Source organism: Paraburkholderia susongensis (assembly GCF_900177725.1).
Lineage (GTDB): Bacteria > Pseudomonadota > Gammaproteobacteria > Burkholderiales > Burkholderiaceae > Paraburkholderia > Paraburkholderia susongensis.
In genome coordinates, this window is sequence record NZ_FXAT01000001.1 from 873,067 (window position 1) to 885,855 (window position 12,789).

Here is a 12,789-nt window from a genome sequence, read left to right on the forward strand (position 1 = left end):
ATTTCCGATAGAATGAATAATTCGCTACCCGTTCAAGCATCCGACGAAGCATTTCATGTCCCGACGCATCATTCCTGTTGCCGATCTCAGCACGGCTCCGGTTATCGCCGGCCCGGCGCAGACGCCTAGCGGCGAGCTGCACGACGCGCTCGCGCGTCCGCTGCACGATCTGCGCATTTCGGTGACGGATCGCTGCAATTTCCGCTGCGTCTACTGCATGCCGCGCGCGGTGTTCGACAAGGATTACGCATTCCTGCCGCACAGCGCGCTCCTGAGCTTCGAGGAAATCGAACGGCTCGCACAGTTGTTCGTCGCGCATGGCGTCGAGAAGATTCGTCTGACCGGCGGCGAGCCGCTCCTGCGCAAGAATCTCGAATTCCTGATCGAACGGCTCGCCCGGCTGACCACACCAGCGGGCCGCCCGCTCGACCTCACGCTGACCACCAATGGCTCGCTGCTCGCGCGCAAGGCGCGCAGCCTCAAGGACGCCGGGCTCAGCCGCGTGACCGTTAGCCTCGATGCGCTCGACGACACGCTGTTTCGCCGCATGAACGACGCCGACTTCGCGGTCGCCGACGTGCTCGACGGCATCGCCGCGGCGCATGCGACCGGGCTCGCGCCGGTGAAGGTCAACATGGTCGTCAAACGCGGCACCAACGACGGCGAAATCGTGCCGATGGCGCGTCACTTCAAAGATACCGGCGCGGTGCTGCGCTTTATCGAATACATGGACGTCGGCACCTCGAACGGCTGGAACATGACCGAAGTGCTGCCGTCCGCCGACGTCGTCACGCGCATCGCCGAGCACTTCCCGCTCGTACCGCTCGAAGCGCACAGCGCCGCCGAAACGGCCCAGCGCTGGGGCTACGTCGACGGCGGCGGCGAGATCGGCGTGATTTCGAGTGTGACGCGCGCGTTTTGCGGCAATTGCACGCGCGCGCGTCTGTCGACCGAAGGCAAGTTGTACCTGTGCCTGTTCGCGTCGTCCGGCCACGATCTGCGCGCGCTGCTGCGCGGCGGCGCGAGCGACGCCGAAATCGCCACCGCCATCGCCGAAATCTGGCAGGGCCGCAACGACCGCTATTCGCAACTGCGCGGCAGCCAGCCGGCCGACCCGGACGAACACGCCGGACGCCGCGTCGAAATGTCCTACATCGGCGGCTGAGCGGCCGGCGCATGCAAATCACACGTGAACAGATCACCGGCCTCGTGCTCGCGGGCGGCCGCGGCACGCGCATGGGCGGTGTCGACAAGGGCTTGCAGACGCTGCACGGCGAGCCGCTCGCCGCACACGTGCTGCGGCGTCTCGCACCGCAAACCGGCACGCTGCTGATCAGCGCGAACCGCCATTCCGACACCTATGCTGCGCTCGGCGCGGCCTATCGCGCGACCGTCGTCGCCGACACACTGCCGGGGTTCCCGGGCCCGCTCGCGGGCATGCTCGCCGGGCTGCGCGCTGCCGGCACCGCGTATCTGCTCACTGCGCCCTGCGATTCCCCGTGGCTGCCCGCCGACCTCGCCGCGCGCCTCGCGCACGCGCTGCAAGCGAACCAGGCCGACATCGCCACCGTCACGACCGTCGACGCTCGCGGCGAAGCATCGCTGCATCCGGTATTCGCGCTGTTGCGCACGGCGCTCGCGGACGACCTCGCGGCATTCCTGGCCAACCACGAGCGCAAAGTCCGCGCGTGGTACGCGCGCCACAAGACGGTCGAAGTCGTCTTTGCCGACGAGCGCCCGTTTTACAATGCCAACTCGTTACAAGAACTCGCCGACCTCGAACGTGATCGAGGTCCCGGCTGACATCCGCTCCGGCTGCCCGCCAATGGCCGCGCCCCTCTCCGGTCGCGACGCCCCGCTCTTCATGACCACGCTCAACGACTTTTCCCGCTGCGTCGCGCAGTACGATCCTCACGCGCTACCCGTTTCGGCCGCTCAGGCGATTGTCCGGCAATGGGCAACCCCGCTCGCGGCCGTCGAGCGCGTGGCGTTGCGTGACGCGCTCGACCGCGTGCTCGCCGCCGATATCGTGTCGCCGATCGACGTCCCCGCGCACGACAATTCGGCGATGGACGGCTACGCGTTCAATCGCGCGGCGCTCGCCAACGGCGCGCAGAGCGGCCTGGAAAGCGTCGAGCTGACGATCGCCGGCAAGGCGCTCGCCGGCCATCCGTTCACGCACCGCGTCGCGGCCGACCAATGCGTGCGCGTCATGACGGGCGCCTGCATGCCCGACGATTGCGACACCGTCGTGCCGCAGGAACTGGTGGAGCGTAGCGCGGACGCCGCTTCGATCCGTTTCGCAGCCAGCGCCGTGACGGCGGGTACGAACCGGCGCCGCGCCGGCGAAGACCTTGCGCGCGGGCAGATCGCGTTGCGTGCCGGGCGCATCGTGCGCGCGTCGGACCTCGGTCTGTTGGCGTCGCTCGGGATCAACGAAGTCAGCGTGCGGCGGCGCCTGCGCGTCGCGTTCTTCTCGACCGGCGACGAACTGCGCTCGCTCGGCGAGCCGCTCGACGCGGGCTCGGTGTACGACAGCAACCGCTACACGCTGTTTGCGATGCTGCGGCGCCTGAACGTCGACGCGCTCGACCTCGGCGTCGTGCGCGACGAACCGGCCGCGCTCGAAGCCGCGTTGCGCAGCGCCGCGGCCAACGCCGACGTGGTGCTGACCTCGGGCGGCGTGTCGGTCGGCGAGGCCGACTTCACGAAGCAACTGCTGCAGACCTTCGGCGACGTCGCCTTCTGGAGCCTCGCGATGCGCCCCGGCCGGCCGCTCGCGTTCGGCCGCATCTGGTCCGGCGCGCAGCCGGGGCTCGGCCAGCCTGCGCTATTCTTCGGCCTGCCGGGCAATCCGGTCGCCGTGATGGTGACGTTCTATCAGATCGTGCGCGAAGCGCTGCTGCAGATGTCCGGCGCGACGCCGCGGCCGCTGCCGGTGATTCACGCGACGAGCCGCGAGGCGCTGCGCAAGCGCGCGGGCCGCAGCGAATTCCAGCGCGGTGTCGCCGAACAGGACGCCCAGGGGGACTGGCATGTGACGCCCACCGGCTCGCAAAGCTCGGGCGTGCTCAGCTCGATGAGCGAAGCGAACTGCTTTATCGCGCTCGGCCACGACGAAGGCGACATCGCCGCGGGGGAGCGCGTTTCGATCATGCTTTTCGACGGCCTCATCTGACGTGTGCGCGGCGCATCCATCGGCAATTATCAGCAACCGTCGGCGACCCTCTGCAACCATTAACGGCCACAGGCGACTTCACCTACTACTATCACGACACACACGGGTTTGACTTACATGAAAAAACAGATCTCGTTCATCGCACCTGGACAGACGGCCAAAGCGCTCATCCTTGTGTACCTGACATTCTCGGTGCCGATCGTGCTGCTCGGCGTGGTGGTCGCGTTCGTGCGCTACGGTTCGGTGGAACTGAGCACGGTGTTCAGCGCGCTGCTGCTGAACGCGATTCTCGGCTTCGTGCTGCTGTGGATCGCATGCCATGCGTACAACTGGGTTGCATCGCGCTTCGGCGGCATCGAAATTCATCTGACCGACGCGCCGGAAGAAGCATGATGCCCGCGAAGATCGCGCCGCCACCCCCGTGGACACCAGCGCGATCTTCGCGTTGACCTGCGAACCCGCGCAGTTCGAAAACCTCACGTCTATCTTCATTGCAACCGGGACCTCAACGTCTGCACTCCCGAACACCGGGGAAAACGCGGCCCTTCGGTATCCCGCCCGACTCAGCGCCCTACCCCAACACCGCACTCTTCACTGCTCGTCGGGCCCCGCGCCCGAAAGCGCATCGCCGAGCAACCCGCTCGCGTCCTCGCCCGGCAATGCCTCGACATCGCGCAGCTTGCGATCCATCGCGCGCGTGCGGGTTTGCGCGGCCTCGATCGAGCGCGTAACGGTTTCGAGTTGCGCCTTCGTTTTCGCGAGCACGTCGCCGAACTTGCCGAACTCCGTCTTCACCGCGCCGAGCACCTGCCACACCTCGCTCGAACGCTTTTCGATCGCGAGCGTGCGAAAACCCATTTGCAGGCTATTGAGCAACGCGGTCAGCGTGGTCGGCCCCGCGATCGTCACGCGATAGTCGCGTTGCAGCAGATCCGACAGCCCGGGCCGGCGCAGCACTTCCGCGTAGAGCCCTTCGGTGGGCAGGAACAGCAGCGCGAAGTCGGTGGTGTGCGGCGGCGCCACGTACTTCTCCGCGATCGTGCGCGCCTCCGCGCGGATCCGCGCTTCGAGCGCGCGCGATGCTTCCTCCACCGCGACCGGATCGGCGCGCTCCTGTGCTTCGATCAGGCGCTCGTAGTCTTCGCGCGGAAATTTGGCGTCGATCGGCAGCCACACGGGCGCATTTGCGCCGTCCGGTTCGGAGCGCCCCGGCAGGCGAATCGCGAACTCGACGCGATCGGCGCTCTTCGGCACCGTCGCGACGTTCTTCGCGTATTGATCGGCGGTGAGCAGTTGTTCGAGCAATGCTTCGAGCTGCACTTCGCCCCACGTGCCGCGCGTCTTCACATTGGTGAGCACACGCTTCAGATCACCGACGCCTGCCGCCAGCGTCTGCATTTCGCCGAGGCCGCGATGCACCTGTTCGAGGCGGTCGGAGACAAGCTTGAACGATTCGCCGAGGCGCTGCTCGAGCGTCGCGTGCAGTTTTTCGTCGACGGTGCGGCGCATTTCCTCGAGCCGTGCCGCGTTGTTCGCCTCGATATCCTTGAGCCGCTGCTCGATCGTCGCGCGCACTTCCGCAAAACGCCGGTCGTTCACCTCGGTGAGCTGCCCCAGTTGCAGGCTCAGCGTGTCGCCGAACTGCTTGAGCGAGCGGCCCTGCTCGTCGCGCGCCTGCTGCGCCTGCACCTGCAAGCTGTGCCGCACCGCGTCGAGCTGCTGCGCAAAGCCGTCGATCTTGCCGCCTTGCACCGTCGTCATGCTGCTGAACTGCGCCGCGAGCGTCTGCTGAAACTGCGCGAAACCACCGCTTTGCTCGCTGCGCGATACGCGCGCCGTCTCGGCGATGTCGTTGCGCAGTTGCCGCTCGAGCCGCTCGGCGGTGTGCGCCTGCGCGTCGACGACGGCATCGAGGCGTTCGTTCAACAGCTCGAACTGCGCGCTCTGTTCCGTACGGCCATGCCCGCGCATGAGCAATGCCAGCGCGATCACCAGGGCGACCGCCAGCACCGCGACGGCCGCCACCAGAATCATTGTCATGAACGCGCCCTGCCGATCACGTCGGGATTGATCGGATTCGGCGGCTGGCCGGCGCGCGGCCCTTCACCGAGCGCGGCGATCAGGTTGTCCGCGGCGAGGTCCGCCATCGCGCGGCGCGTCGCTTCGGTCGCGCTAGCGATGTGCGGCGTCAGCACGACGTTCGGCACACCGAGCAGTGCCGGGTTCAGGTTCGGCTCGCCTTCGAATACATCGAGGCCGGCCGAGGCGATGCGCTTCTCGCGCAACGCCTCGGCGAGCGCCGCATCGTCGACGATGCCGCCACGCGCGATATTGGTGAGCGTCGCGCTCGGCTTCATGAGCGCGAGTTCGGCCGCGCCGATCGTGTGATGATTTTCCTTCGTGTAGGGCAAAACCAGCACGACGTGATCGGCGCGTCGCAACAGATCCTGCTTCGACACGTACTCCGCGTTCAGTTCGGCCTCGATCTGCGGCTCGACGCGCGAGCGGTTGTGATAGATCACCCGCATGTTGAAGCCCTTCGCGCGCCGCGCGAGTGCCTGGCCGATGCGGCCCATGCCGATCACACCGAGCGTCGAGCCATACAGGTCGCTGCCGAGGAAGCCGTCGTAGCTCCACTTCTGCCACCGCCCGGCGCGCAGCCAGTGCTCCGATTCGGCGATGCGCCGCGCCGCGGCCATCATCAACGCCCAGCCGAAATCGGCGGTCGACTCGTTGAGCACGTCCGGCGTATTGGTGCCCAGCACGTTCGCGGCGTTGAACGCGGCCATGTCGAAATTGTTGTAGCCGACCGCCATGTTCGACACCACACGCAGACGCGGCGCCGCCGCGAGCACGCCCGCATCGATCATCTCGCCGGCGGTCAACGCACCGTCCTTGTCGGCGATACGGCGCTTCAGTTCGTCGGCGGGCAGAGCGTCGCCCTGATTCCAGTCGACGTCGAAGTACTGTTTGAGCCTGTCGATCACATCGGGAAAGATCGAACGGGCAACGAGGATTTTTTGCATTGCAAGTCTCCGTAGGGCGCGTCGAGCGAAATCGCCTCGGCGTCGAAATCAGTGTCTGAAAAAAAGCCAGCCGGTCACCACGAACAGCGGCACCAGCACCGTGCCGGACCAGGCCAGATACGCAAAAAAACTCGGCATGCGCACGCCGCGCGATTGTGCGATCGCCTTCACCATGAAGTTCGGCGCGTTGCCGATGTACGTGTTCGCGCCCATGAACACGGCGCCGGCCGAAATCGCCGCGAGCGTGGTGGCGCCGCTCGTCATCAGCGTCTGCGCGTCGCCGCCCGCGAGGTTGAAGAACACGAGGTAGGTCGGCGCGTTGTCGAGAAACGAAGATAGCAGGCCGGTCGCCCAGAAGTACATGATGTCGCGCGGCTCGCCGGACGGCTCGTTGACCAGGTGGACGAGACCCGCGAACGCACCGGCCTCGCCCGCGCGCAGCATCGTGATGACCGGCACGATCGTCACGAAGATGCCGGCGAACAGCTTGGCGACTTCCTCGATCGGCGCCCAGTTGAAATCGTTGCCCGCGCGGGCCGCACGCGGCGTGAGCACGAGCGAGAGCAACGTGACGCCGACGAGTGCGACGTCGCGCACCACGTTCTGCAAGGCGACGTGCGTGCCGAATACGTCGAACGCGACCTCTGGCCGCCACAATCCGCTCATCAGCACGAGCGCAATCACCACGGCGAGCAACGCAAAGTTTATCTTGCCGTCGATACCGAACGGCCCTCCCTCCGGTGTCGGATCGAGAAAACGCGAGCCTACCTCTTCGCGCCGGTGGAAGTAGTACGAGTCGAGCGCATAGAAGCCGGCGAGCAGCACCCCGCTCACGAACAGCATCGGCAACGCGAGATGCGTGGTGGTCCAGAAGAAGCTCACGCCTTCGAGAAAGCCGAGGAAAAGCGGCGGGTCGCCGAGCGGCGACAGCGAGCCGCCCACGTTCGCCACGAGAAAGATGAAGAACACGACCACATGGGTCACGTGACGGCGATTGTCGTTCGCGCGCAGCAACGGACGAATCAGCAGCATCGCCGCGCCGGTCGTGCCCATCACGCTCGCGAGCAAGGTGCCGAGCGCGAGAATCGCGGTGTTCAGGCGCGGCGTGCCGCGCAGATTGCCGCGTACGCAGATGCCGCCCGCGACGGTATAGAGCGCGGTCAACAGGATGATGAACGGGATGTACTCGTCGAGTAGCGCGTGCGCGAGCGCGCCGACAGCGGCATGCGCGCCGAAGCTCAGTGCGAACGGCGCGAGAAACGCGAGCGCCCACGCCGCCGCGACCTTGCCGAAATGGTGATGCCAGAAGGCTGGCGCGACGAGCGGAAACACCGCGATGGAAAGCAGCACGCCCGCGAATGGCAAGCCCCATAGCGCGGACAGAAAGGCGCCGTCGAGCGTCGCGGCGAACGTGGGTTGCGACCAGCCCGCGAGCATGAGTGCAGCGGCCAGCCACAGGCTCGCCCGCGCGGCATGCCCTTTCACACCGCTGCCGCGCTGGCCATGATGAGCGGCCGGATATGCCACGTGCACCGCACGTGCCGCACGCGCGTTGAAACGCCGCCGCGCGGCCCGCTCAGGCACTCTGTACGACGATCGCATGCACCCGGTATGGGCCGTGCGCGCCCAACACGATGGTCTGCTCGATGTCACCGGTGCGCGAAGGACCGGAGACGAAATTGACCGCGCGCGGCAACTCGCCGCGCTCCTTGCGGATAAGGCCGAACGCTTCTTCATGACCGGCGACGATGCGCGACGCCGGCACGATCGCGATATGCGTTTCCGGCAGCAGCCCGGCCGACGCGTAGGTCTCAGGACCCGACAGCAGCACGAGCGTGCCGGTCTCGGCGGTTGCGCAGAAGCAGCCGGTAAGACCGACGACGTCGCTGTCTTGCGGCTTGCGGAATTCAACGGTGAGGCCGGCTTCGCCCCAGGGCAGATCGCGCAGCGTTTGCCACGCGATGGCCTGCAACGGCAAGCCGTGCCCGGTCAGATAGCGATGCGCGGCGGCGGGCACATCGGCGAGTGTTTGAACGGTGTCGACCGTGGTCGCCATTTTTTGCGCTTCGTCGATGAAACGCGCGCACAGATCGGCGGGCATGTCCGGACGCGGGCCGGCGGGATGACGCGCCAGATAGTCCGCTGCGGCTTCGCGTTCGGAAGCGCTCGGCTCGGGCTCGCGCCCTTGTGCTGCGCGGATGCGCGCCAGGATGTTGCGGCGGGCAATCGATGTGTCCATATGCGAGATCCTCGTGTCGACAGCCGTGCGATATGGCGAGGATTATACCGGCCGCCTCTCACGCGAACACCCTGGCCGAGCGGCATATTGCCGTGCGCCGCGAGCGCGGCGACACTGGTCGCCAGAGCTATCCAGCGCAACGATCCGAACGTGAGCCGCCCATGAACATGAACGACCCGTGAGCCGAAAAACCAGCGGCAAGGTGCGTCGGCAAGCAGCCTACTTCGCTGCCTCTTCCTCGGGCTGCGTGATGCCGAACACCTGCCGCAGATACGCGAGATAGGCCTTGTCCTCGCACATGTTCTTGCCCGGCGAATCCGACAGCTTCGCGACCGGCTGACCATTGCAGCGGACCATCTTGATGACGATCTGCAGCGGGTTGTAGCCGAGGTCGTTGGTCAGGTTGGTGCCGACGCCGAACGCGAGCTTGCAGCGGCCGCGAAAGCGTTCATAGAGCTGCAGGACCTTCGGAATGTCGAGCGCGTCGGAGAACACGAGAATCTTCGTGCGCGGATCGCAGCGGTTCTCCTCGTAGTGCTTGAGCAGGCGCTCCCCCCAGTCGAACGGATCGCCGGAATCGTGACGCGCGCCGTCGAACAGCTTGCAGAAGTACATGTCGAAGTCGCGCAGGAACGCCTGCATGCCGTACACGTCGGAGAGCGCGATACCGAGGTCGCCGCGATATTCCTTCGCCCACATCTCGAAGCCGAAGATCTGCGAATCGCGCAACCGCGGACCGAGCGCCTGGCAAGCCTGCAGGTACTCGTGCGCCATCGTGCCGAGCGGCGTCAGGCTGTGCTTCATCGCGTAGAAGACGTTGCTCGTGCCGGCGAACTGCTCGCCGAGACCGTCCTTGAGCGTGAGGATCACTTCCTCGTGCCACGGCTTCGAGAAGCGGCGGCGCGTGCCGTAATCGGCGATCTTGCAGTCGGCGAATTCGGGACGCGCGCCGAGCAGCTGGATCTTGTCGAGCAGACGGCCGCGGCCCACGTGGTAGTCAGGCGTTTGCTGGGTGTTGCGGAAATAGACTTCGTTGACGATCGCGAGCACCGGAATCTCGAAGAGGATCGTATGCAGCCACGGCCCCTTGATGTCGATTTCGATTTCGCCATTGCCCTTCGGCGACGGCGTGATCGAAATGTACTTCTCGTTCAGATGGAACAGCGCGAGAAACTCGATGAAGTCGCCCTTGATGAAGCGCATGCGCCGCAGGTAGTCGAGTTCGTCGTCGGTGAAACGCAGTTCGCAAAGCTTGCGCACTTCGTCGCGAATTTCGCCGATATACGGCACGAGATCGACGTTCGGCGTGCGGCAGCGGAAGCGGTACTCCACGTTCGCGGCGGGAAAGTGATGCAACACCACCTGCATCATCGTGAACTTGTACAGATCGGTATCGAGCAGCGAAGTAATAATCATGATGTACGAACTGAACCGCTGGAAAACGGATGGGCTCACACGACCCATTCAACGGACGCGCGTACGTCAGCCGTGCGCGTCAACCTCACGCATGTTACCCGAATGCGCCCGTATTCAGCGCGCTGGCGGCTCCCGCGCAACGCGCCATAAACTAATCACAAAAACGTATAAAAGGCGCTGCCCGATGCTTCATACGCCTCTTGACGTTACGTTACAATAGCGCTTTTGGCGTTTGCGCCTTCCCTGATTCCGCATGCAGGAGCTGCCTGAATGACTCACGTTGTGACCGAAAGCTGCATCAAGTGCCGCTATACCGACTGCGTCGATGTGTGCCCGGTGGACTGCTTTCGCGAAGGTCCCAACTTCCTCGCGATCGACCCCGATGAATGCATCGACTGCGCCGTGTGCGTGGCCGAGTGCCCGGTGAACGCCATTTATGCCGAAGAAGACGTGCCGGGGGACCAGCAGGACTTCATCCCGCTGAACGCCGATCTGGCGAAGAACTGGCCGAGCATCACGAAGACCAAGGCGCCGTTGCCGGAAGCCGACGAATTCAAGGACGTGAAGGAAAAGCTCGCGCTGCTCGCGCGCTAAGCAACGGCTTGGCTTGGCCTGTCACCCGCCCCGCCGGCTCCGGATTTAATATCGGGATAAGCGCAGGGTATTGACAGGCGCATGAGCTGCTTCTACAATTTCGCTTCTCTGCTGTTGTTGTTCTGTTCCTCGATAGCTCAGTCGGTAGAGCGCCGGACTGTTAATCCGTAGGTCCCTGGTTCGAGCCCAGGTCGAGGAGCCAAGAATTGCAAAAGCCCGTTAACCAAGACGGGTTTTTTTATGTAGATCAAGTTGCACCACTGTTCCTCGATAGCTCAGTCGGTAGAGCGCCGGACTGTTAATCCGTAGGTCCCTGGTTCGAGCCCAGGTCGAGGAGCCAGAATTTTGAAAGGCCCGCATCCGTGCGGGCCTTTTTGTTTTAGCGGCTGCTTTTTCGAGTAAAGCTATTTCGTGCACCGCGTGTTGAAGACCCCGGCACACGAAGCCCGGGTGTGACGGCGCGAATCATCGCCACGCAGGTTTGCATGTTCGGCCCGCACGCCGTTATACGATGGCAGCTTCGAGGCGCAATTCCCGCGCCCACTCCACTCCAGGCACCCAACCCGGCAAGCTCATGAAATCCACCTCGTTGCGCATCGCGCTCTCCGCCGTCGGCGCACTGCTGCTGTCTTCGGCGCACAGCGAAGAAGTCGCCAGCGTCAATACGAATTTCCGCATCACCGGTTCGGATCGCGTAGTCGTCGAGGCTTATGACGATCCCGTCGTGCAAGGCGTCACCTGCTACGTGTCGCGCGCGCGGACCGGCGGCGTCAAAGGCACGCTCGGCCTCGCCGAAGATCCGACCGAAGCGTCGATCGCGTGCCGCCAGGTCGGGCCGCTGCATTTCACCGGTCCCGTGAAGCAGCAGGCCGACGTGTTTTCGGTGAGCATGTCGCTGATCTTCAAGTCGCTGCACGTGGTGCGCGTGGTCGATGCGAAACGCAACACGCTGGTCTATCTGACCTACAGCGACCGCGTCGTCAGTGGCAGCGCGAAAAACAGCGTAAGCGCCGTACCCATGCCGGCCGGCACGACGATCCCCGTCAAGTGACTGGCGTCCGCAGTACCGCTGCGGACGCATTCGTGCCGCGCGTCTCGCTGTACCTGTCCCCGCCGGCGACGCGCCCGCCGATTATTTCGTCGCCGTCCGGCACGCCCAGCGGGATTTCCAGTTTGACCGGCACCCGCCGCGCGCACTCACGACGCGCTACACTGATCGGTCCAGCCGGACTTTCGTCATGACCGCCACCCATCGTTTCCGCGATTCCGCCCGCTACTGGCGCACACCGCTGCTGCCCGGCGCGGATCTGCTCACCGCCGAATATCGGGATCACGAGTTCGCGCCGCATTGGCACGACGCTTACACGATCCCGGTGATCGTCGCGGGCGCGGAATGCTACCGGTATCGCGGCGAGCACCATGTCGCCGAGGCGGGCAGCGTGCCCGTCATCAATCCGGGCGAGCTGCACACGGGGTCGAAGGCCGTCGAGGACGGCTGGCGGTATCGCGTGATGTATGCGCCGGTGGAGTTCATCCGCGATCTCGCCAATGAGGTGAGCGGCAAACCGCAAGCATTGCCGTGGTTCGCGCCCGGCGTGATCCGCGATCCCGATCTCGCGAAGCGTCTCGCGCACGCCCACCGTCTGCTCGAAGCGGGCGACGACGAACTGGCCGCCGAGGCTGCGATGCTCGACGCGCTGTCCACGCTGCTCGTGCGCTATTCTCAGACACGGCCGGCGCCCGCGCGCATCGCCACCGACGACGCGCGAGTCGCGCTCATGCAGGAGCGGTTGACCGGCGATCTGCTCGAGCCTGTGACGCTCGCCGAGGTAGCGAAAGCGGCGGGGCTGTCGCCGTTTCACGCGGCGCGCCTGTTCGCTCAGACGACCGGCTTGCCGCCGCACGCGTGGCGCAATCAGGTGCGCTTGCAGCGCTCGCTCGCGCCGCTGCGCGCCGGCGTCTCGGTGACGGATATCGCCGCCGCGAGCGGCTTCACCGACCAGAGCCATTTCACGCGACATTTCCGCCGCATGTTCGGCGTGCCGCCCGGCCAGTGGCAAGGGAGCGGGCGCGGAGCGTAAGCGCACGCGACAGGGCGCGGGCTTCGCCGGTTGTGCCCGCGGCGACCGGCGCAACCGCTGCAACCATTGCATCTGCCCTACCCACAGCCACCACCGGCACCCGCCTCCTCGCCCCGCGCACCCACAGCCACCACCGGCACCCGGCTCGCCCTACGCACCTCCACAGCAACTACTATCGCCCGCGTCACCCACCTGCCTCCCCCACGCCCCCGCCGCAAGAACGTACAAGCCCGCCGCACCCGTCCCCGCTATGCT

12 protein-coding genes and 2 tRNA genes are annotated in these 12,789 nt (G+C 65.5%); 9 read left to right on the plus strand and 5 right to left on the minus strand.

The genetic code is table 11. The annotated features are described in order from the left end of the window. The first annotated feature begins 55 nt into the window (after positions 1-55). From moaA to B9Z01_RS04010, 4 genes are all read left to right on the plus strand, one after another. A complete protein-coding gene (gene moaA / locus B9Z01_RS03995; RefSeq protein WP_085480925.1) occupies positions 56-1,165 on the plus strand; it encodes a GTP 3',8-cyclase MoaA in 1,110 nt (369 codons plus the stop codon). An 11-nt stretch (positions 1,166-1,176) separates the two neighbouring features. Further along, positions 1,177-1,803, plus strand: coding sequence for a molybdenum cofactor guanylyltransferase MobA (mobA, locus tag B9Z01_RS04000; RefSeq protein WP_085480926.1), 627 nt, complete (start codon positions 1,177-1,179; stop codon positions 1,801-1,803). Positions 1,804-1,864: 61 nt separating this feature from the next. Next, on the plus strand, positions 1,865-3,178 hold the full coding sequence (moeA, locus tag B9Z01_RS04005) for a molybdopterin molybdotransferase MoeA (RefSeq protein ID WP_085481176.1): 1,314 nt from the start codon (positions 1,865-1,867) through the stop codon (positions 3,176-3,178). Between the two features lie 117 nt (positions 3,179-3,295). After that, entirely contained in the window at positions 3,296-3,571 is a 276-nt protein-coding gene (locus B9Z01_RS04010; protein WP_085480927.1) for a hypothetical protein, read from the plus strand. Positions 3,572-3,769: 198 nt separating this feature from the next. Here B9Z01_RS04010 and B9Z01_RS04015 read toward each other — a convergent pair whose 3' ends face one another. From B9Z01_RS04015 to pncB, 5 genes are all read right to left on the minus strand, one after another. Beyond that, the gene (locus B9Z01_RS04015; RefSeq protein WP_085480928.1) at positions 3,770-5,218 is read right to left on the minus strand and encodes a DNA recombination protein RmuC; all 1,449 of its coding nucleotides are present in this window, start codon (positions 5,216-5,218) and stop codon (positions 3,770-3,772) included. Next, entirely contained in the window at positions 5,215-6,204 is a 990-nt protein-coding gene (locus B9Z01_RS04020) for a 2-hydroxyacid dehydrogenase (protein WP_085480929.1), read from the minus strand. The genes B9Z01_RS04015 and B9Z01_RS04020 overlap by 4 nt, the downstream gene beginning before the upstream one ends. 48 nt (positions 6,205-6,252) lie before the next feature. Beyond that, positions 6,253-7,689, minus strand: coding sequence for a sodium:proton antiporter (locus B9Z01_RS04025; RefSeq protein WP_085481178.1), 1,437 nt, complete (start codon positions 7,687-7,689; stop codon positions 6,253-6,255). A gap of 91 nt (positions 7,690-7,780) precedes the next feature. Next, the gene (locus B9Z01_RS04030) at positions 7,781-8,443 is read right to left on the minus strand and encodes a LutC/YkgG family protein (RefSeq protein WP_085480930.1); all 663 of its coding nucleotides are present in this window, start codon (positions 8,441-8,443) and stop codon (positions 7,781-7,783) included. A 219-nt stretch (positions 8,444-8,662) separates the two neighbouring features. Continuing rightward, complete coding sequence (pncB, locus tag B9Z01_RS04035) at positions 8,663-9,859, minus strand: nicotinate phosphoribosyltransferase (protein WP_085481177.1); 1,197 nt, start codon at positions 9,857-9,859, stop codon at positions 8,663-8,665. Positions 9,860-10,129: 270 nt separating this feature from the next. On the opposite strand from pncB, the gene fdxA reads away from it, so the two are divergent. The 5 genes from fdxA to B9Z01_RS04065 all read left to right on the plus strand — a co-directional run bounded on the left by fdxA (position 10,130) and on the right by B9Z01_RS04065 (position 12,534). Next, positions 10,130-10,453 carry a ferredoxin FdxA gene (fdxA, locus tag B9Z01_RS04045; RefSeq protein WP_085480931.1) on the plus strand — a complete coding sequence of 108 codons (324 nt, stop codon included), beginning with the start codon at positions 10,130-10,132 and terminating at the stop codon, positions 10,451-10,453. A 126-nt stretch (positions 10,454-10,579) separates the two neighbouring features. Continuing rightward, positions 10,580-10,655, plus strand: a tRNA-Asn gene (locus tag B9Z01_RS04050). 62 nt (positions 10,656-10,717) lie between these two features. Beyond that, a tRNA-Asn gene (locus tag B9Z01_RS04055) sits at positions 10,718-10,793 on the plus strand. Positions 10,794-11,027: 234 nt separating this feature from the next. After that, positions 11,028-11,504 (plus strand): CreA family protein, encoded by a 477-nt coding sequence (locus B9Z01_RS04060; protein WP_085480932.1) that lies wholly within the window; start codon positions 11,028-11,030, stop codon positions 11,502-11,504. A 187-nt stretch (positions 11,505-11,691) separates the two neighbouring features. Further along, entirely contained in the window at positions 11,692-12,534 is an 843-nt protein-coding gene (locus tag B9Z01_RS04065) for a helix-turn-helix transcriptional regulator (RefSeq protein ID WP_085480933.1), read from the plus strand. Positions 12,535-12,789 lie beyond the last annotated feature (255 nt).